The sequence below is a fragment of the Micromonospora sp. NPDC002717 genome (genome assembly GCF_040295705.1).
Lineage (GTDB): Bacteria > Actinomycetota > Actinomycetes > Mycobacteriales > Micromonosporaceae > Micromonospora.
Genome location: NZ_JBEOVW010000030.1, coordinates 1 through 18,326, shown reverse-complemented (window position 1 = coordinate 18,326; position 18,326 = coordinate 1). Strand labels below are relative to the sequence as shown.

Sequence of the window (18,326 nt, the reverse complement as noted above, 5' to 3'; positions counted from 1 at the left end):
GACGGCGCCGGTGGCGTCCGGGTGTGGGCCGGACGCCACCTGGCGACGAGGTGGGTCAGAAGGCGCCCTGCGTCCTGGCGTCCTTGGTGAACTGCTCCCAGGCCTTGTCCTTCGTGGCCTGCCCCTGTTCGTACGAGCGCAGTGCCGGCTCGAACGCGTTCTCCTTCACCGCCTGGTGCTTCGGGCCGAGGTGCAGCGGCTGGATCCTGGCGACGCTGTCACCGAAGATCTTGCCGGTCGGCGCGTTGTTGAAGTACTCGTTGGTGTAGCCGAGGAACTCCTGGTTCTTCAGCGCCTCCAGGTTGGTCGGCAGCGGGCCCTTGAGCCTGAAAGCCGCCACCTGGCTCTGCGCGTTGGTCAGGTACTCGGCGAGCTTCGCCGCCTCCTTCGGGTACCTGCTCTGGGTCGGCACGCCGAGCCAGGAGCCGCCCCAGTTGCCGGCCCCGCCGGGCACCGGGGCGACGTCCCACTTGCCCTTGTTGCCCGGGCCGGAGTTGTCCGCGACGATGCCGAGCATCCAGGACGGGCAGAAGGTCGCCGCGAAGGTGCCCTGCTTGAAGCCGGCCGACCACTCCGGCGACCAGGTGGCCGTCTCGGCGGTGATGTTCGCGTCGGCCATCGCGACCGCCGTGTCCCAGGAGGTCTTCACCGCCGCGCTCCGGTCGGCGACGACGTTGTCGTCCCTGTCGTAGAACAGGTCGCCGCCCTGCTGGAACATCACCGCGCTGGCGGCGGTGGTGACGGAGTCGAGCAGGCCCTTGCCGGTGGCGGCGCGGTACTTCTTGCCGGTCTCGATGAAGGCGTTCCAGTCCGGCCAGAGGGCGGCCACCTGGTCCCGCTCGACCGGCAGCCTGGCCGCCTGGAACAGGTCGCGGCGGTAGCAGACGGCGAGGCTGCCGACGTCGGTCGGCAGGCCGATCAGCCGGCCGTCCGGCGCCTTGCCCAACTCCCACTTCCAGGGCAGGTAGTCCTTGCTGTGGTCGGCGACCAGCGGAGCGAGGTCGGCCCAGTTGGCCGGGTTGGCCTTGAACTCGTTGAGGATGCCCTCTTCGAGGGCGACCACGTCGGCCGCGCCCTTGCCGGTGGCCAGCGCCCGGACGATCTTCGGCCGGTACTCGTTGAGCTGCGCTACCTTCCGCAGCTCGACCTTGATGCCGGTGTCCTTCTCGTACTGCTTGACGATCTCGTCGTAACCGAACTCGCCGAACGTGTCGACGACCAGCTTCGCGGGCTTCTCGCCGGCCGCGGGCGCGTCGTCGTCCTTGCCGCAGGCCGCGAGACCGCCGATGGCGGTGATCGCGGCCAGGGCGGCGGCCGCCATGCGGGTACGCCGCGTGGTGAGGCTCATCGGGAGACCCTCTTTCGGTGGTGAGGCTGGATCGGGTGTGGTGGGGGATGCCGTGCGCACCGCCGGTGCCGGACGGTGCCGGCGGCCGGAGCGGGCGCGGGTGAGCCGTGCCACGCTTCCGGGAGCGCTCCCATGAGATTGCCGACGGGCGTCAGGGGTGTCAATAGGCCTATGGGAGCGTTCCCAGATCGTTACCGCGAGGGCGGCTCCGGCGACGCCGGGACGCCGACAAGGTCAGCCGGCGGTGCGGCGACCCGGCCGGCCGTCGTCAGCGGAGCCGGCCGGAACGGGGTGCCGGGTCGGCGACGTCAGCGGAACGGGGTGCGGGAGCCGGCAGTGTCAGCGGAACCCAGGTGCGCGGCCTCCACCTGGGCGAAGCCATAGGACCAGGTGGCGGGTGCGGGAACCGGCCGTGTCAGCGGGACCGGCCGCAGCAGGGTGCCGGGTCGGCAGCGTCAGCAGAAGCGGCGCAGCAGGGTGGCGACGCGGCCGGCGTCGAAGGCGGCCGGGTCGAAGCTCTCGCCCACCCAGTCCCGCATCGACCGGTGCTCGGGGTGGCCCGGGTCGGTTACCGCGGCCAGCAGGGCCTGGTAGCCGACCGGCCCGCCCACGTCCTCCGGCGGGCACGCCCGCTCCCCGTCCAGGCAGGACGGGTAGCGCTCGTCGGGGTCGGCGGTGAAGGCGTCCTCCACCACCAGGTCGTGCTCCCACCAGTCGCCGAAGTCGTAGGTGTAGTGGAACCGGCTGCCCTTGCCGACCACCGCGTCGAGCCGGACGTCCAGCTCGTCGCGCAGGGCCAGCTCGCCGTCGGCGTCGGGCTCGCCGTACTGCCGGCCCTCGATCTCGAACGAGTGCAGGTGGCAGTCCCGCCAGCCCATGCCGTGCTGCACCACCCGGTGCACCCGGTCCAGCGTGTAGCCGCCCGGGACGAGCACCCGGCGCCAGACGGACGGCCGGACCCCGGCCAGGGAAATCTTCAGCTGGAAGATCTGACGCGGCATGCTGTCCCATCCTTCCTCGGCATAGGCTGCGAGCATGATCTGCCGAGCGTGCCGGGCGAGGCGGCACGACGACTGTCCGGGGCGGAACTGGTGCGACTGCCAGCACCGTACCCCCCGACCCACCCCTCCGGTCACCGGTCCGGCCGGCGAATGAGCGTCGGAATCCCGATTTCGGCGCTCTGGCCCGACCCGTCGGCGCAGCCGCTGGACGACGCCGCGCTCACGGCCCGCTACGGGCGCGCGGAGCGCCCGTACCTGCGGGTGAACTTCGTGACGAGCGTCGACGGCGCGGTCGCCGTCGACGGGTACTCCGCCGGGCTCTCCGGCGAGCCGGACAAGCGCGTCTTCGGCCTGCTGCGGATGCTCTGCGACGCCCTCGTCGTGGCCGCTGGCACCCTGCGGCACGAGGGCTACCGCGCGGTCCGGCTCGACGAGCGGCGCCGGGCGTGGCGCCGGGAGCACGGGCTGCCCGAGTACCCGACCCTGGTCGTCGTCTCCGGCTCGCTCGACCTCGATCCGGCGCAGGCGGCGTTCGCCGACGCGCCGACGCGGCCCGTCGTGCTCACCCGGTCCGACGCGGCGGCGCCGCCCGGCCTGACCGACGTCGCCGACGTGGTGCGCTGCGGCGACGACCGGGTGGACCTCGCCGCGGGCCTGGCCGAACTGCGCCGCCGCGGCTTCGACCAGCTGCTCTGCGAGGGCGGGCCGCGGCTGTTCGGCGCGCTCACCGCCGCCGACCTGGTGGACGAGGTCTGCCTCACCGTCGCCCCGCTGCTCGCCGGGGCGGGCCCGGGGCGGATCACCGCCGGGGACGCCAGCGACGTGCGCCACCTGCCGCTGCGGCACGTGCTGGCCGCCGCCGACGGCGTCCTCATGCTCCGCTACGCCCGCGACTGAGCGTGGTCGGGCGGGCACCCTGCGACGGGGTGGCGGGCCGGGTGCGTGGCGTCCGCCGCGTCGCGTGGCAACCTGTCGTACTCCTGCGGCAGGATGCACCACGTGTGCCCCGACCGCGACGACCAGCCGACCGGAGTTGCCCGATGACTGACGACGGGTTCGACGGCCCGGGCGAGGAGGTCGGCCGGGTGCTGGGCACGGCCGACGCCACCCCCCTGCAGTTCTGGACGGCGGTCTCCCCCGGCAGCTACCTCCAGCTCGACGACGTCGTGGTGACCCGCCGGGAGCTGCCCGACCGCGAGCCGGTGACGATCGCCGGGGTGGTCACCCAGGTGCGCGCCCGGCACGAGGGCGCCCAGTTCGACTCCGACGTCTTCGCCATCGCCGACGGCACGCTGCCGGCGCAGGTGCAGGAGGCCGCCGAGATCACCACCACCCGCGTCGACCCGGAGCTCTACGTGCCGCCGTCGCCCGGTGCGGTGGTGCACCGCGCCGAGGGCGACGCCCGGGCGCGGGCGCTGCACTTCGACCGGATGGAGCGGCGGATCCCGATGGGGATGGGCCGCGACGGGGTGCCGGTCTACCTCAACGCCGACTTCCTCGACGGCAGCCGGGGCGCGCACGTGTCGATCTCCGGCATCTCCGGCGTCGCCACGAAGACGAGCTTCGCCACCTTCCTGCTCTACTCGGTCTTCCGCTCCGGCGTGCTCGGCGGCGACGCCGTCAACGCCAAGGCGCTCATCTTCAACGTCAAGGGCGAGGACCTGCTCTTCCTCGACCATCCCAACACCCGGCTCGACGACGCCACCCGCGCCGCGTACGCGAAGCTCGGCCTGACCGCCGGCGCGTTCCCCGACGTGCGGGTCTACGCCCCGCCCAGGGTCGGCGACTCCTCCGGCACGCCCGACGTGAGCAGCCGGCTCACCGGGGTGGACAGCTTCTACTGGACGCTCGCCGAGTTCTGCGCCGACCGCCTGCTGCCCTACGTCTTCGCCGACGCCGACGACGAGCGCCAGCAGTACACGATGGTCGTCCACTCGGTCGCCGCCCACCTGGCCCGGCACGCCCAGCCCGCCGACGGCGGGGTGAGCATCGACGGGGTGCGGCTCGGCTCGTACGCCGACCTGGTCGACCACGTCGTCGAGCAGCTCAACGACGACGAGACCCGCTCCGACTGGGCCGGCAGCGCGGTCGGGCTGGGCACGGTCAACGCGTTCGCCCGCCGGCTGATCGGCAGCAAGAAGGACCTGTCCCGGCTGATCCGGGGCGACCTGGCCACCCGCCGCCCGCACTCGATCAACACCGCCGAGAGCGCCCAGGTCACCGTGGTCGACCTGCACAACCTGCCGGACCGCGCGCAGCGGTTCGTGGTCGGCGTGACGCTCAAGAGCGAGTTCGAGCGCAAGGAGAAGGCCGGCACCGCCAAGCCGCTGCTCTTCGTGGTGCTCGACGAGCTCAACAAGTACGCCCCCCGCGAGGGCTCCTCCCCCATCAAGGAGGTGCTGCTCGACATCGCCGAACGGGGCCGCTCGCTCGGGGTGATCCTGGTCGGCGCCCAGCAGACGGCGAGCGAGGTGGAGCGGCGGATCGTCACCAACTCGGCGATCCGGGTGGTCGGCCGGCTCGACCCGGCCGAGGCGTCCCGCCCGGAGTACGGCTTCCTGCCGCCCGCCCAGCGGCAGCGCGCGCTGCTGGCCAAGCCCGGCACGATGTTCGTCAACCAGCCCGACATCCCGGTGCCGCTCTGCCTGGAGTTCCCGTTCCCGGCCTGGGCCACCCGGGTCTCCGAGGCCGGCCGGGCGCCGTCGGAGACGCTCCGGTCGATCACCCAGTCCGCCGACCCGTTCGCGGTGGTGGGCTCCGGCGGCGGCGCCAGCGACGACGACATCCCGTTCTAGGGGGAGACCCGTGAAGATCCTGCACACCTCCGACTGGCACGTCGGCAAGGTCCTCAAGGGCCAGTCGCGGGCCGAGGAGCACAAGCAGGTCCTCGCCGGGGTGATCGACGTCGCCCGGGCCGAGCGGCCCGACCTGGTCATCGTCGCCGGCGACCTCTACGACACCGCCGCGCCGACGCCCGAGGCCACTCGGCTGGTCACCCGGGCTCTGACCGCGCTGCGCCGCACCGGCGCCGACGTGGTGGCGATCGGCGGCAACCACGACAACGGCCAGGCCCTCGACGCGCTGCGCCCCTGGGCCGAGGCGGCCGGGATCACGCTGCGCGGCGGCGTCCGGGAGAACCCGGACGAGCACGTCGTCGACGGCACCACGGCCGGCGGCGAGCGCTGGCGGCTGGCCGCGCTGCCGTTCCTCTCCCAGCGCTACGCCATCCGGGCCGTGGAGATGTACGAGCTGACCGCCGCCGAGGCCACCCAGACGTACGCCGACCACCTGGGCCGGGTGCTGGGCCGGCTGACCGAGAGCTTCACCGAGCCGGACCGGGTGCACCTGGTCACCGCCCACCTGACCGTGGTCGGCGCGGCGACCGGCGGCGGCGAGCGGGACGCGCACACCGTGCTCGGCTACGCCGTGCCGGCGACCGTCTTCCCGGGCACCGCGCACTACGTGGCGCTGGGCCACCTGCACCGGTCGCAGCGGGTCCAGGGCCCCTGCCCGATCCGCTACAGCGGCAGCCCGCTCGCCGTCGACTTCGGCGAGCAGGAGAACGTGCCGTCGGTGACGGTCGTCGAGGTCACCGCGACGACGGCGGCGCAGGTCCGCGAGGTGCCGGTCGTCGCGGCGGCCACGCTGCGCACGGTCCGGGGCACCCTGGCCCAGCTCGCCGAGATGGACGTGCCGGACGCCTGGCTGCGGGTGTACGTGCGGGAGCAGCCCCGCGCCGGGCTGCGCGAGGAGGTGCAGGAGCTGCTGCCCCGCGCCCTGGAGATCCGCATCGACCCCGAGCTGGTGCCCGCCCCGGGCGGCGGCGCCCGGGTGGCGCAGCGGGCCGGCCGCTCGCCCCGGCAGCTCTTCGCCGACTACCTGGACAGCCGGGGGCACACCGACGACGGGGTGCGGGAGCTCTTCGACGAGCTCTTCGAGGAGGTCGACCACTGATGCGGCCGATGCGGCTGGACATGGCGGGCTTCACCGTCTTCCGGGACGAGACGACGATCGACTTCACCGACGCCGACTTCTTCGCCCTGGTGGGGCCGACGGGCTCGGGCAAGTCGACGGTGCTGGACGCGATCTGCTTCGCCCTCTACGGCACGGTGCCCCGCTGGGGCGGCACCCGGGGGCTGGCCAACGCCCTCGCGCCGTCGGCCACCGAGGCGCGGGTGCGGCTGGTCTTCGAGTCCGGCGGGTCCCGCTACGTGGCGACCCGGGTGGTGCGCCGGGACGGGCGGGGCAACGTCAAGACGGCCAACGCCGGGTTGCAGCTCATGCCGGCCGGCTTCGACGTGACCAAGCTCGACACGGGGCTGAGCCCCGACGACCTCGGCGAGGTGGTCGCCGGCACCCCCGCCGAGATGGAGCAGGCGGTGCTGGAGGCGGTCGGGCTGCCGTACGAGCAGTTCACCAGCTGCGTGGTGCTGCCGCAGGGGCAGTTCGCGGACTTCCTGCACGCCAAGCCGGCCACCCGGCAGCAGATCCTGGTGAACCTGCTCGGTCTCGGGGTCTACGAGGAGGTGCAGAAGAAGGCGACCGCGCGGGCCGCGCAGGCCGAGGCGAAGCTGGAGGCGGTCGACCAGGCGCTGGCCGGGCTCGCCGACGTCGACGACGCCGCGCTGGCGGCGGCGACCGGGCAGGTCGACCGGATGCGGGAGCTGGTCGGGGCGGTGGCGGCGGCCGTACCGGAGCTGGCGGCGGCCCGGGAGGCGGCGCGCGAGGCGGGCGCGGCGCTGGCCGCGCTCGACGCCGACCTGGCGGTGCTGTCCGCCGTGCGCGCGCCGGACGGGGTGGCCGAGGTGGCCCGGTCGGTGGCGTCGGCGCGGGCGGGCGCGGACGAGGCGGCGACGGCGGTGTCGCTGGCCGAGGAGCGGGAGGAGAAGCTCCGCGGCGAGTTGGCCGCGGCCGGCGACGAGAGCGCGCTGCGGCTGCTGCTGCGGGCGTACACCGACCGGGAGAAGCTGGCCGGCGAGGCGGAGACGGTCCGCGCGGCGGTCGGCACGGCGCGGGGCGAGCACGCGGCGGCGGTGACCGCGCTGACGCAGGCGCGGGCGGCGGCCGAGCGGGCCGAGGCCGAGTTGGAGGCCGCCTTCCGGGCCCACGAGGAGGCCAAGGCGACGGACCAGGCGGTGGCGCTGCGGGCGCACCTGCGCGACGGGGCGACCTGCCCGGTCTGCGAGCAGACGGTGGCGACGGTGCCGGCGGTGCCGGCGGACTCGGCGGTCGCCGCCGCCACGGCGGCGGGCCGGGCGGCGCGGGCCGCCACGAAGGCCGCGCAGGCGGTGGTGGCGGAGCGCGACGCCGCGGCCCGCGAGCTGGAGCGGGTGCTGGTGCGGGCGCGGGCCCGGCAGGACCAGTTGGACGCCCGGCTGGCCGAGCTGGACGGGCAGTTGGCCGGGGCGGCGGAGCCGGCGGTGCTGCGCCGCGAGCTGGACGACCACGCGCGGCTGCGCCGGGCGCTGGAGGAGTCGGCGGCGGCGGTGCGGGCCGGCCGGGAGGCGGCCCGGCGGGCCCGGGCGGCCGTGGACGCCGCCGAGGAGCGGCTGCGCGCGACCTGGCGGGCGTTCGACGCCGCCCGCGACGGGCTGGCCCGGTTCGGGCCGCCGGCGGCCGACCGCGACGACCTCGGCGCGGCGTGGGCGGCCCTCACCGGGTGGGCCGGCACGGAGGCGGAGCGCCGCCGCGCCGAGCGGGCGGGGCGGGCCGCCGCGGTGGCGGAGGCCGAGGCGGTGGCGGCCGGCGTCGGCGAGCGCATCGCGGGCATCTTCGCCGCCGCCGGGCTGCCGGCCACCGACGATCCGGTACGCGCCGCCGACCGCGCCCTGGAGCGGGCCGAGGGCGACCTGCGCGAGCTGGAGCGCCGCCGCGAGCAGGCCGGCGGGCTGCGCGAGCAGCGGGCCGGGTACGAGCACGAGGCGCAGGTGGCCCGGGCCCTCGCGGGGCACCTGCGGGCCAACAACTTCGAGCGGTGGCTGCTGGCCGAGGCGTTGGACCTGCTGGTCGACGGCGCGTCGGGCATCCTGCGGGAGCTGTCCGGCGGGCAGTACGACCTGGTGCACGACAAGGGCGAGTTCTTCGTCGTCGACCACCACGACGCCGGGCTGCGCCGGGGCGTGCGCACCCTGTCCGGCGGCGAGACCTTCCAGGCGTCGCTGGCGCTGGCGCTGGCGTTGTCCGAGCAGCTCGCCGGCATGTCCACCACCGCGGCGAGCCTGGAGTCGATCGTGCTCGACGAGGGCTTCGGCACGCTCGACGCGGCCACCCTGGACACGGTGGCCGCCACCCTGGAGAGCCTGGCCGCCCGGGGCGACCGGATGGTCGGGGTGGTCACCCACGTGCCGGCGCTGGCCGAGCGCATCCCGGTCCGCTACGAGGTCAGCAAGGACGCCCGGTCGGCCCGCGTCGAGCGGACCGGCCGGTGAGCGGGGGCCGCCGCGGCGTCCCCCGGGCCACGACGGGAGGCTCGCCCCGGTGACCGATCCCCGGTTCTTCGTCGACGCCTGGGACCCGGCGTACGGGGCCTCGTTCGAGGCGTCCGGCGGCGGTCCCGCCGCGCCGAGCAGCGCCCAGGTCGACGCGGACGCCGAGCTGCCCGCGGTGGACTGGCGGGCCATCGGGCCCCGCCCCGGGGTACGCGCCCCCGACGTGGTGCTGCTGGTCGACGGGGTGCGCCGGATCGACGCGAGCGTGTGGACGGCGGAGGACGACGGCGCGTCCTTTCCCGGCCTGGCCGCCTCGTACGCCGCCGGGGTGGTCCGGTGCGACCTGGAGCGCGGCGCGGCGCGGCTCGCCGGCGCGAAGGTCGGCCGGGGCCTGTTCACCGCCAGCCCGTCGGCGGTGGACGTGGTCGCCGGCAGTGTCCGCTACCCGGTGCACCGGGTCAGCGGCACGGGCGAGCTGAACAAGCTCCCCGCCGCCGTGCAGGGGCCGCTGACCGCGCTGGAGGTGGAGGTCTCCGGGGCGGCCCGCACCGACGGCGACCTGCTGGTGGTGGACGGCCCGCTGCGCAACCGGCGACAGCTGCCGCGCACGCTGGGCTACATCAAGACGCAGCACAGCCAATACCTGGACGCCCGGCTGACGGCGGTGGTCACCGGGCTGGCGGCCGGCGAGCGGTCCCCGGTGTTCCGGCTCGGCACGGCGTGGGGCGGCTGGTCGTGGTATTTGCGGCTGCCGGTGGCCCTCGGGGCGCCGTGGGCGGGCATCGTCCGGATGGAGTGCTCCGCCGAGCTGGGCATCGACGAGGCGGTGGAGCTGGCCGACCTGTCGCTGGTGACGCTGCCCCGCTTCGCCTCCACCCCGTACAAGGACCCGCGGGCACCGCAGAACCTCATCCCGATCGCGGGCCTGGAGCGCCGGCTGCGGGCGCTGCTCGGCGACGCGCGGCTGCTGCACCGGGTGCTCACCGCCGCCGCCCGGGCCCGCCGCTGATGGGGCGCAGGCGGGGCGCCGAGACGGTGGCCGCGGGGGTGGACACCGGGCTGGCCGAGCTGGTGCCGGATCCGGACCGGCCGGGGTCGTGGACCCTGCTGCTGGACGGCGCGCCGCAGTCGCACGTGGACCTGGCCGACCCCACGCACCTGGAGTTCGAGTACGTCCGGCGGCTGGCCGCCGCGATCGACCTGCTGGCCCCGGCCGGTGCGCCGCTGCGGGTGCTGCACCTCGGGGGCGGGGCGCTGACCCTGCCCCGCTACGTGGCCGCCACCCGGCCCGGCTCCACCCAGCGGGTGGTCGAGGTGGACGGTGCGCTGGTGGAGCTGGTCCGCCGCGCCCTGCCGTGGCCGGCGGACTTCCGGCTCAAGGTGCGGGTGGCCGACGCCCGCGCGGTGCTCGCCGCCAGCCGGGACGCCGGCTACGACGTGGTGGTCGCCGACGTCTTCGCCGGCGCGCGCACCCCGGCCCACCTCACCTCGGTGGAGTACGCCGCCGAGGTGGCCCGGGTGCTGGGCCCCGACGGCTGCTACCTGGCCAACGTCGCGGACGGCCCACCGCTGCGTCACGCGCGGGCGCAGGTCGCCACGGTCCGATCGGTGCTGCCCCGGGCGTGCCTGGTCGGGGACGCGGCGGTGCTGCGCGGGCGGCGCTACGGCAACCTGGTGCTCGTGGCGAGCCGGGTCGAGCCGCCGGTGCCGGAGCTGACCCGGCGCGCCGCCGGGGACTGGTTCCCCGGCCGGGTGCTGGCCGGCGGGGAGCTGGACCGGTTCGCCGGCGGGGCCCCGGTGGTCCGCGACGCCGACGCCACCGACTCGACCCCGCCGCCGCCCGGAATCTTCTCCGTGCGTCGTTGATCCGTTCGCGGGGCCCTGCGAACGGCCGTGCCGAGCGGGGACGACCGGCCTACCGGCACCGCCGCGCCCCGCCGGTGCCGCCGGTCACGGGACCGGGGCGTGGCAGCATGGGCGGGTGACCGGGACCGAACCCTCCGCCCGCCGGGAGCTGCGCCCGCCGGCCGGCTACCGGCTGGCCGCGTCGGTCCGGGCGTTGACCTTCAGCGCGTACGACCCCTGCGCGCGCGTCGCGGCGGGCACCTTCTGGTGGGCCACCCGCACCCCCGACGGGCCGGCGACCCTCGCCCTGCGGCCGGCCGGCGGCGACCTGCTCGCCGAGGGCTACGGCCCGGGCGCCGACTGGGTGGTGGAGCGGGCGGACGCGGTCGCGGGGCTGCGCGACGACCTCAGCGGGTTCGCGGAACTCGCCGCCGGTCACCCCGTGGTGGCGCGGCTGGCGGTCCAGCACCGGGGGCTTCGGATGCCGGCCACCGGTCAGGTCTTCCCCCGGCTGCTCCGGGCGGTCCTCGAGCAGAAGGTGACCGGCAAGGAGGCGTACCGCGCGTACGCCGCGACGGTGCGGCACTTCCGCGAGGCGGCGCCCGGGCCGATGCAGCCGCTGCTGCTGCCGCCGGAGCCGGCGGCGGTGGCCGCCACCCCGTACTGGGTGTTCCACCCGTTCGGGGTGGAGCAGCGCCGGGCCGACACGCTGCGCCGCGCCGCCGCCGTCGCGGAGCGGCTGGAGCGCTGCGCGGACTCCGCCGAAGCCACCCGCCGGCTCACCGCCATCGCCGGCATCGGGCCGTGGACGGCCGCCGAGGTGGTGCGGATCGCGTACGGGGACCCGGACGCGGTCAGCGTCGGCGACTTCCACGTGCCGAACACGGTGGCCTGGGCGCTCGCGGGCGAGCCACGCGGCGACGACGCCCGGATGCTGGCGCTGCTGGAGCCGTTCCGGGGGCACCGGGGCCGGGTCTGCGTGCTGCTGGAGGCCGGGGGCGTCCAGGCCCCGAGGTACGGCCCCCGGATGCCGATCCGCTCCTTCGCCCGGTTCTGACCGGCCGCCGCCGCGCGGCGCCGTTCCGTCCGGCGGGGCGGTGCCGCCCGCCGCGCCGCCTCTGGCCGGCGAATGCCGTCTGTCGGCCACGGCGCCCGCGACGGGGCGGACGAGGCGCGCGGTCAGGAGCGGGCGCAGAGGCGGCGCAGGGTGCGGCCGAGCCACCAGGCGTACGCGTGCTGGAAGGCCCGGCCGGCCGGGCCGGCCACCCGCATGACCCAGCGGTCCGGGCGGCTGAACGCGACCACCTCGAACCAGACGCGACCGGCGGCGTCGCGGCTGACCACGAACGCCTCCTCGCCGCTGGCCGGATGCCCGGGCAGGGTGCCGTACCCGAAGCCGGCCCGCCGGTCGTCGTCGACGGCCCAGACCACCTCGCAGGGCGCGGCCAGCCGCAGCGGGCCGACGCCCAGCCGGGAGACCACCCGCACCCCGGGCGCGGCGCGGTCGGCCACCGCGTCCATCCGGATGCCGGCCGCCCGGTGCAGGCGCCAGCCGAGCACCGCCGCGCCGGCGGCGGCGAAGCAGGAGTCGGGCAGCCGCACCCGGTGCCGCACGTGCCGCCAGCCGGGCGGCAGGTCCCCGACGCGGGTGGCGCCGACGTGCGGATAGGTCAGTGCCGGCACGGCGCGCACCCCCGGGGCTCGACGGATCACCGCCAGCGTACGGGCGGCGCGACGGGGCCGTGTGGTTGGCTGTCGGCGTGATCGAGCCGCGCATCGCCCCCGCCGACGTGCCGGACGCGGGCGAGATCCTCACGGTGCAGCGCGCCGCGTACCTCGTCGAGGCCCAGCGCTACGCCGACCCGTTCCTGCCGCCGCTGACCGAGACCCTGGAGGAGGTGCGGGCCGCGCTGGCGGGGCCGGCGACGGTGCTCACCGCCCGGCTGGGCCACCGGCTGGTCGGCTCGGTGCGGGCGCACGTCGAGGGCGACACCGCGCACGTCGGCCGCCTCGCCGTCGCCCCCGACCAGCAGGGCCGGGGCGTCGGCGGGCGGCTGCTGCGGGCGGTCGAGGCGGCCTGCGCGGCCCGCGTTCGCCGCTTCGCGCTCTTCACCGGGGCCGACAGCGAGCAGAACCTGCGGCTGTACCACCGGCACGGCTACCGCGTGGTCGGGCACCGGCCGGACCCGAACGGCCACCGGCTGGCCCTGCTGGAGAAGTCCGTGGTCAGTCCCGCTCGCAGCGACGCCTGAGCCCGTCGGCCTCCATCCGCAGGTAGCGGCGCGTCAGGTCGCCGTAGAGCCAGCCGACCGGACCGGCCAGCGGCCCGGACTGCGCGAGCACCAGCTCGACCCGGCTGCGCCCGTCGGCCAGCGGCAGCACCCGGTGTTCGGCCAGGGTGCGCACGCCGGGGCTGCGCGACACCCAGGCGAAGGAGTGCCCCTCGGTCAGCTCGGTGACCCGCCAGACGGCCGGCCGCAGCTTCGGCTGCTCCAGCCTGACGGTGGCGCCCACCGCGAGCGGCCCCGGCTCCCCCCGCCGGGCCCGGCGCACCGAGGGCGTCCACTCCGGCCACCGCTCGACGTCGACCAGCACCGCCCAGACGCGTCCGGGCTCGGCGGCCACCTCCGTACCGGCCTCGAACCGCATCGCGCCCCCCCTCCCGGGCGGCGCCCCGCGCGCCGCGCCCACCGGTGACGACGCTGCCCGGCGGATCGTGACCGCGGCATCCGCCGACCGGTCGGTCGCCGCCGGGTCAGGCGGCCTCGTGCAGGTCGGCCAGCCCCAGGGGGGTACGCCGACGCAGCAGTTCCTCCAGCTCCGCCACCGAGCCGACCTCGCCGAGCACGTCCTTGCCCCCGCCGAAGCGGGCCGGGTAGCGGCGCACGAGCCGGTAGCGGTGGCGGCCCCGGATCAGCTCGATGCTCACCCGCCACCGACCGCAGCACCCGCAGACCCACTCAGACACCCCGCGAAACTAGCTCTGACCTGCGGTTTTCCGATTCGCCCGGGCAGGGACGAGGGACGCGCGGGGAGACACGCCGCCCGCCGACCGGCCGTGATCTGCCTCACGACTGTCGGTGCCGTCTGGTTGACTGGTCGCCGTGAAGCTGCCGATCAGTCCACCGGTCGAGCCGATGCTGGCCAAGAGCGTCCCGCGGATCCCCACCGCGTCCGGGATGACGTACGAGCCGAAGTGGGACGGCTTCCGGTGCATCGTGTTCCGCGACGGCGACGAGGTCGAGCTGTCCAGCCGGGGCGGCAAGTCGATGACCCGCTACTTCCCCGAGGTGGTCGAGCAGGCCCGCCGCCAGCTGCCCGAGCGGTGCGCGGTCGACGGCGAGCTGATCGTGATCCGGCGGGACGGCCCGGGCGGGCAGCCCCGGCTCGACTTCGAGCTGCTGGCCCAGCGCGTCCACCCGGCCGCCTCCCGGGTGAGGCTGCTGGCCGAGACCACGCCGGCCGACTTCGTCGCCTTCGACCTGCTCCTCCTCGACGACGAGACCCTGCTCGACCAGCCCTATCCGCAGCGGCGGGCCCGGCTGGAGGCGGCCCTGGCCGGGGTCCGCCCGCCGGTGCACGTCACCCAGGTCACCACCGACGTCGACACCGCCCACCGCTGGTTCGACGTCTTCGAGGGCGCCGGCCTGGACGGCCTGATCGCCAAGCCGGCCGACCTACCCTACGAGCCGGGCAAGCGGCTCATGTTCAAGGTCAAGCACGCCCGCACCGCCGACGTGGTGGTGGCCGGGTTCCGGTGGCACAAGTCGGGCCCGGTGGTCGGCTCGCTCCTGCTCGGGCTCTACGACGACGCGGGCGTCCTGCACCACGTCGGGGTGAGCGCCTCGTTCACCATGGCCCGCCGCGCCGAGCTGCTGGAGGAGCTGGAGCCCTACCGGGACGCCGGCGCCGACCACCCGTGGGTGCACGGCGACCACGAGCGCGGCCAGCGCCTGCCCGGCGGGGTCAGCCGCTGGACCGGCACCCGCAACCTCGAGTGGGAGCCGCTCCGCCCCGAGCTGGTGGTCGAGGTCGGCTACGACGCGATGGAGGGCGACCGGTTCCGGCACACCGCCCGGTTCGTCCGGTGGCGGCCCGACCGCGAGCCCGGCTCCTGCCGCTACGACCAGCTCGACCGGCCGGTCCGGTTCGATGTGGACCAGGTGCTCCGCGGCGACCCGACGGTGACCGTGGGCTCCGCCGCGGGCCCGGCGTAGCCTGGCCGTCGAAATCGATCACGGAGGCCCGCTCGTGACCCGCACTTCCGCCCGGATCCGCCGGTTCCGGCTCACCGTGGCCGGCCTGGCCGCCGCCGCGCTGCTCGCCGCCGGCTGCACCCTCCCGGCGTTCGCCCCCCGGACGGACGTCGAGGGCGAGGCCGCCGCGCCGGGTGCCGCGCCGACCTGGCGGCCCTGCCCGGAGGTGGCCGAGGAGCTGGTCGGGCGGAGCGCGCCGAACATGCGCTACGAGTGCACGCGGATCAAGGTGCCGCGTAACTGGGGCATGGGCGGCGCGGCCGGCACCGGCCCGGGCGCCAGGCAGACCTTCGAGATCGCGCTGCTGCGCGCCCGGTCGACGAAGCAGCGCGAGCGGATCGGCTCGCTGGTCGTCAACCCGGGCGGGCCGGGCGGCTCCGGGGTGGACACCGCGGTCTACCTCTCCTACGGGCCGGCGTTCGGCGGCCTGCCCGCCTCGATCACCGACCGGTTCGACATCGTCGGCTTCGACCCTCGCGGGGTCTCCCGCTCCAGCCCGGTGAAGTGCATTCCGGACGCCGACCTGGACGCGAGCTTCGGCTACGACCCCGACCCGCGCAGCCAGGAGTCCTTCGACGGGTTCGTGGCGCTCAACCAGCGGATCGGGCGCGGCTGCGGCGACCGCTACGGCGACCAGTTGCCGCTCTACGGCACCGAGCAGGCCGCCCGCGACATGGACATGGTCCGCGCGGCCGTCGGCGACGACAAGCTGACCTACCTCGGCTACTCCTACGGCACCCTGCTCGGCGCCACCTACGCGCAGCTCTACCCGCAGCACGTCCGGGCGATGGTGCTCGACGGCGCGATCGACCCGAAGCAGGGTCTGGTCGCCGGCTCGGAGAGCCAGGCCAAGGGCTTCGAGCGGGCCTTCGACAACTTCACCCGGTGGTGCGCCGCCAACGCCGGCCGCTGCCCGATCGCCCCGGACGCCCGCGCCGCGGTCACCTCGGCGATCGACAAGGCCCGGGTGTCCCCGGTGCGCGGCGACGACGGCCGGGAGGCCACCCCGGGCTGGGTCTTCTACGCGATCATCTCCTCGCTCTACACCGAGCAGGGGTGGCAGGAGTTGGCCCGCGCCATCGACGAGCTGGAGGGCGGCGACCCGACGGACGTGTTCCGCCTCGCCGACGCGTACGCCGACCGGGACTCCGACGGGCACTACTCGAACCTGTTCGACGCCAACCTGGCCGTCAACTGCGCCGACGAGGAGGAGAAGCCGACCCGGGAGCGGATCCGCCAGCTCCAGTCGCAGTGGCGGGCGAAGTACCCGCTGTTCGGCCCGTCGCTGGCCGTCGGCATGCTCTCCTGCACCGAGTGGCCGGGCGGCCGCGACCCGTACCCGACCGGTCGGGCCGACGGGGCGCCGCCGATCCTGGTGGTGGGCACCACCGGTGACCCGGCGACGCCCTACGAGCAGACCGGCGAGCTGGCCGAGATGCTCGGTGTCGGCCGGGTGCTCACCTGGGAGGGTGAGGGGCACACCGCCTACCCGCAGACCTCCTGCATCACGGCGGCGGTCGACGCCTACTTGATCGACCTGACCGTGCCCAGAGAGGGGCTGCGCTGCCCGGCCCGTTGACCGGCCGCTCCGGCGGCAGGTCGGGCAGCTCGATGCCCTGCCGCGCGGCGATCTCCTCCAGCAGCGCCCGCATCCGCCGGACGTCGGCCTTGAGTTCCTCCTGCTCGTCGTGCTCGAAGGCGTCGTCGTCGACGATCAGCTGGCTGGCGAAGTGCGCGGTGATCAACGGGATGACCAGCAGCACCATGGTCGAGATGAGCAGCGCGGCGAGGGCCCGGCCCTGCCAGCTGACCGGTGAGATGTCGCCGTACCCGACGGTGGACGCGGTCACCACCGCCCACCAGACCGCGTCCGCCGCCGTTCGGTTCTCCACCTGGCCGTAGATGACGCCGGCCACCACGATCATCAGCAGGTAGGAGATGATCAATGTCCGGGGCGAGTTGGCGAACCAGACCAGCGCCCGGTAGATCCACCGGAACGGCAGCAGCAGGACGTCCATGAGCCATCATGCTGCCCGGTGCCGGCAAGCGCCGCCCCCGCATCGCCCCACATCGTTGTGTCACGCTGGCGGCATGAGCGACGTGATCTTCCGGGAGGCGGTCCGGGCCGACCTGCCCGCCGTGCTGGCCCTGCTCGCCGACGACATGCTCGGGAAGTCCCGGGACTTCACGGAGGTCGACGACGCGTACGAGAGGGCGTTCACCGACATCGCCGCCGATCCGCGCAACCAGCTGATCGTGGCCGACGCGGACGGTGCGGTGGTCGGCTGCATGCAGCTCACCTACATCCCCGGGCTCGGCCGGCACGGCGCGGAGCGGCAGCTCGTCGAGGCCGTCCGCGTCCGCTCGGACCGGCGCGGGCAGGGCCTCGGCCGGCAGATGATGACCTGGGCCGTCGACCAGGCGAAGCAGCGCGGCTGCGCCCTGGTGCAGCTCACCACCGACAAGACCCGCCACGACGCCCACCGCTTCTACCTCAGCCTCGGCTTCGTGGCCAGCCACGAGGGCATGAAGCTTCCGCTCTGACCTCGGGCCCGACCCGCCGGCCCCGCCTTCCGGCGAGCCGCGCGGTGGCCCGGGACCGGGGGACGCTCCCCCGCGTCGGGGAGCCGGTTCACCCACCGGCGGGGTGGCGGGCCGTCCTCGGCCGGCGAGGCTGGAGCAGCAGCCGCCGAGGAACGGAGTCCGTCATGAGCACCGCAACCGCCATCGCCCCGTCGGGTCACGCCCGGGACGGACGATCGGCACCGCGGTGGGCGGTGCGGACCGCCCACCTGATTCCCCTGGTCACCCTCCCGTCGGGGCTGTGGCGCATCGCACTGGTGGCCGGCGTCCCGATCGGCGCGTTCGTGAACGGCGAGCCGGTCCGGGTCGGCGGTTGGGAGGCCGCCTACATCCTGTCGCTGAGCGTGGTCCAGGAGGCGCTGGCGCTGCTCTCGATCGGACTCGTCCGGCAGTGGGGCGAGATCTTCCCACGCTGGCTGCCGCTGGTCGGCGGCCGGCGGGTGCCGCCGCCGTTCGCCGAGACCGCGGCCACCGCGGGCGGCGTCGCGCTCATCCTGATCTGGGGGTACGCCGCGATTGGCGGGCTCCCGCGCGGCGACGGGTTCGGCTTCTCCCCTGGCGGGATGGCGTTGCTGTTGGCCTGCTACACCCCGCTGCTGCTCTGGGGTCCGCTGCTGCTCGCGCTCACCGTGGCCTACCACCGGCGTCGCTGCCGGGACTGAGTGCGCGACGCGCTCGACGCCCGGGCCCGGGCGCCTCGGTCGCCCCGGGCGCCGGCACCCGGGGGGGGGGCGGCCCCCCCCCCGGGGGGGGCCCCCCCCCCGGGGGGGGGGGGCCCGCGGGGGGGGGGGGGGGGGGGGGGCGCCCGGGGCGGGGGGGGGGGGCGGCAGGGGTTGGCGGTGGGGGGCGGGGGGGGGGCGAACGC

At 75.7% G+C, this 18,326-nt stretch carries 18 protein-coding genes; 12 read left to right on the top strand and 6 right to left on the bottom strand.

Translation table 11 applies throughout. The annotated features are described in order from the left end of the window. Positions 1-55: 55 nt before the first annotated feature. Both ABT006_RS29455 and ABT006_RS29450 read right to left on the bottom strand, forming a co-directional pair. A complete protein-coding gene (locus tag ABT006_RS29455; RefSeq protein WP_350711651.1) occupies positions 56-1,348 on the bottom strand; it encodes an ABC transporter substrate-binding protein in 1,293 nt (430 codons plus the stop codon). Between the two features lie 455 nt (positions 1,349-1,803). Continuing rightward, complete coding sequence (locus ABT006_RS29450; protein WP_350711649.1) at positions 1,804-2,349, bottom strand: plasmid pRiA4b ORF-3 family protein; 546 nt, start codon at positions 2,347-2,349, stop codon at positions 1,804-1,806. A 150-nt stretch (positions 2,350-2,499) separates the two neighbouring features. Between ABT006_RS29450 and ABT006_RS29445 the strand changes: the two genes are divergently transcribed. The 7 genes from ABT006_RS29445 to ABT006_RS29415 all read left to right on the top strand — a co-directional run bounded on the left by ABT006_RS29445 (position 2,500) and on the right by ABT006_RS29415 (position 11,679). Continuing rightward, positions 2,500-3,246 (top strand): pyrimidine reductase family protein, encoded by a 747-nt coding sequence (locus ABT006_RS29445; RefSeq protein WP_350711647.1) that lies wholly within the window; start codon positions 2,500-2,502, stop codon positions 3,244-3,246. A 143-nt stretch (positions 3,247-3,389) separates the two neighbouring features. Further along, positions 3,390-5,144, top strand: a complete 1,755-nt coding sequence (locus ABT006_RS29440) for an ATP-binding protein (protein WP_350711645.1) — start codon at positions 3,390-3,392, stop codon at positions 5,142-5,144. 10 nt (positions 5,145-5,154) lie between these two features. Then, entirely contained in the window at positions 5,155-6,303 is a 1,149-nt protein-coding gene (locus ABT006_RS29435; protein ID WP_350711643.1) for an exonuclease SbcCD subunit D, read from the top strand. After that, a complete protein-coding gene (locus ABT006_RS29430; protein WP_350711642.1) occupies positions 6,303-8,777 on the top strand; it encodes an AAA family ATPase in 2,475 nt (824 codons plus the stop codon). Before ABT006_RS29435 ends, ABT006_RS29430 begins: the two co-directional genes overlap by 1 nt. A 49-nt stretch (positions 8,778-8,826) precedes the next feature. Then, positions 8,827-9,786 carry a hypothetical protein gene (locus tag ABT006_RS29425; protein WP_350711640.1) on the top strand — a complete coding sequence of 320 codons (960 nt, stop codon included), beginning with the start codon at positions 8,827-8,829 and terminating at the stop codon, positions 9,784-9,786. Continuing rightward, positions 9,786-10,643, top strand: a complete 858-nt coding sequence (locus tag ABT006_RS29420) for a spermidine synthase (protein WP_350711638.1) — start codon at positions 9,786-9,788, stop codon at positions 10,641-10,643. The genes ABT006_RS29425 and ABT006_RS29420 overlap by 1 nt, the downstream gene beginning before the upstream one ends. A 115-nt stretch (positions 10,644-10,758) precedes the next feature. Beyond that, the gene (locus ABT006_RS29415) at positions 10,759-11,679 is read left to right on the top strand and encodes a DNA-3-methyladenine glycosylase family protein (RefSeq protein WP_350711636.1); all 921 of its coding nucleotides are present in this window, start codon (positions 10,759-10,761) and stop codon (positions 11,677-11,679) included. Positions 11,680-11,801: 122 nt separating this feature from the next. Here ABT006_RS29415 and ABT006_RS29410 read toward each other — a convergent pair whose 3' ends face one another. Next, positions 11,802-12,335, bottom strand: coding sequence for a DUF1990 domain-containing protein (locus tag ABT006_RS29410; protein ID WP_350711635.1), 534 nt, complete (start codon positions 12,333-12,335; stop codon positions 11,802-11,804). Positions 12,336-12,382: 47 nt separating this feature from the next. On the opposite strand from ABT006_RS29410, the gene ABT006_RS29405 reads away from it, so the two are divergent. Further along, positions 12,383-12,874: a GNAT family N-acetyltransferase gene (locus ABT006_RS29405; RefSeq protein WP_350711633.1), complete on the top strand. Its 492-nt coding sequence runs from the start codon at positions 12,383-12,385 to the stop codon at positions 12,872-12,874. Here the strand turns inward: ABT006_RS29405 and ABT006_RS29400 are convergent. Together ABT006_RS29400 and ABT006_RS29395 are read right to left on the bottom strand one after the other, a co-directional pair. After that, entirely contained in the window at positions 12,849-13,271 is a 423-nt protein-coding gene (locus tag ABT006_RS29400) for an SRPBCC family protein (RefSeq protein ID WP_350711631.1), read from the bottom strand. The genes ABT006_RS29405 and ABT006_RS29400 overlap by 26 nt on opposite strands. Positions 13,272-13,377: 106 nt before the next feature. Next, a complete protein-coding gene (locus ABT006_RS29395; RefSeq protein ID WP_350711629.1) occupies positions 13,378-13,590 on the bottom strand; it encodes a hypothetical protein in 213 nt (70 codons plus the stop codon). 136 nt (positions 13,591-13,726) lie between these two features. On the opposite strand from ABT006_RS29395, the gene ABT006_RS29390 reads away from it, so the two are divergent. Both ABT006_RS29390 and ABT006_RS29385 read left to right on the top strand, forming a co-directional pair. After that, positions 13,727-14,839 carry an ATP-dependent DNA ligase gene (locus ABT006_RS29390; protein ID WP_350711627.1) on the top strand — a complete coding sequence of 371 codons (1,113 nt, stop codon included), beginning with the start codon at positions 13,727-13,729 and terminating at the stop codon, positions 14,837-14,839. A 34-nt stretch (positions 14,840-14,873) separates the two neighbouring features. Beyond that, entirely contained in the window at positions 14,874-16,457 is a 1,584-nt protein-coding gene (locus tag ABT006_RS29385) for an alpha/beta hydrolase (RefSeq protein WP_502891039.1), read from the top strand. Here the strand turns inward: ABT006_RS29385 and ABT006_RS29380 are convergent. Beyond that, positions 16,384-16,896: a potassium channel family protein gene (locus ABT006_RS29380; protein WP_350711625.1), complete on the bottom strand. Its 513-nt coding sequence runs from the start codon at positions 16,894-16,896 to the stop codon at positions 16,384-16,386. The two genes, ABT006_RS29385 and ABT006_RS29380, sit on opposite strands and share 74 nt — an antisense overlap. A 73-nt stretch (positions 16,897-16,969) precedes the next feature. Between ABT006_RS29380 and ABT006_RS29375 the strand changes: the two genes are divergently transcribed. Together ABT006_RS29375 and ABT006_RS29370 are read left to right on the top strand one after the other, a co-directional pair. Further along, positions 16,970-17,422, top strand: coding sequence for a GNAT family N-acetyltransferase (locus ABT006_RS29375; RefSeq protein WP_350711624.1), 453 nt, complete (start codon positions 16,970-16,972; stop codon positions 17,420-17,422). 164 nt (positions 17,423-17,586) lie between these two features. Next, positions 17,587-18,123 (top strand): hypothetical protein, encoded by a 537-nt coding sequence (locus ABT006_RS29370; protein ID WP_350711622.1) that lies wholly within the window; start codon positions 17,587-17,589, stop codon positions 18,121-18,123. The last annotated feature ends 203 nt before the right edge of the window (positions 18,124-18,326 follow it).

What these genes read in the sequence shown, in the direction of transcription:
- ABT006_RS29455 (WP_350711651.1), bottom strand. Translation starts at nt 1,348, where the DNA reads ATGAGCCTCACCACGCGGCGTACCCGCATGGCGGCCGCCGCCCTGGCC.
- ABT006_RS29450 (WP_350711649.1), bottom strand. Translation starts at nt 2,349, where the DNA reads ATGCCGCGTCAGATCTTCCAGCTGAAGATTTCCCTGGCCGGGGTCCGG.
- ABT006_RS29445 (WP_350711647.1), top strand. Translation starts at nt 2,500, where the DNA reads ATGAGCGTCGGAATCCCGATTTCGGCGCTCTGGCCCGACCCGTCGGCG.
- ABT006_RS29440 (WP_350711645.1), top strand. Translation starts at nt 3,390, where the DNA reads ATGACTGACGACGGGTTCGACGGCCCGGGCGAGGAGGTCGGCCGGGTG.
- ABT006_RS29430 (WP_350711642.1), top strand. Translation starts at nt 6,303, where the DNA reads ATGCGGCCGATGCGGCTGGACATGGCGGGCTTCACCGTCTTCCGGGAC.
- ABT006_RS29420 (WP_350711638.1), top strand. Translation starts at nt 9,786, where the DNA reads ATGGGGCGCAGGCGGGGCGCCGAGACGGTGGCCGCGGGGGTGGACACC.
- ABT006_RS29400 (WP_350711631.1), bottom strand. Translation starts at nt 13,271, where the DNA reads ATGCGGTTCGAGGCCGGTACGGAGGTGGCCGCCGAGCCCGGACGCGTC.
- ABT006_RS29380 (WP_350711625.1), bottom strand. Translation starts at nt 16,896, where the DNA reads ATGGACGTCCTGCTGCTGCCGTTCCGGTGGATCTACCGGGCGCTGGTC.
- ABT006_RS29375 (WP_350711624.1), top strand. Translation starts at nt 16,970, where the DNA reads ATGAGCGACGTGATCTTCCGGGAGGCGGTCCGGGCCGACCTGCCCGCC.
- ABT006_RS29370 (WP_350711622.1), top strand. Translation starts at nt 17,587, where the DNA reads ATGAGCACCGCAACCGCCATCGCCCCGTCGGGTCACGCCCGGGACGGA.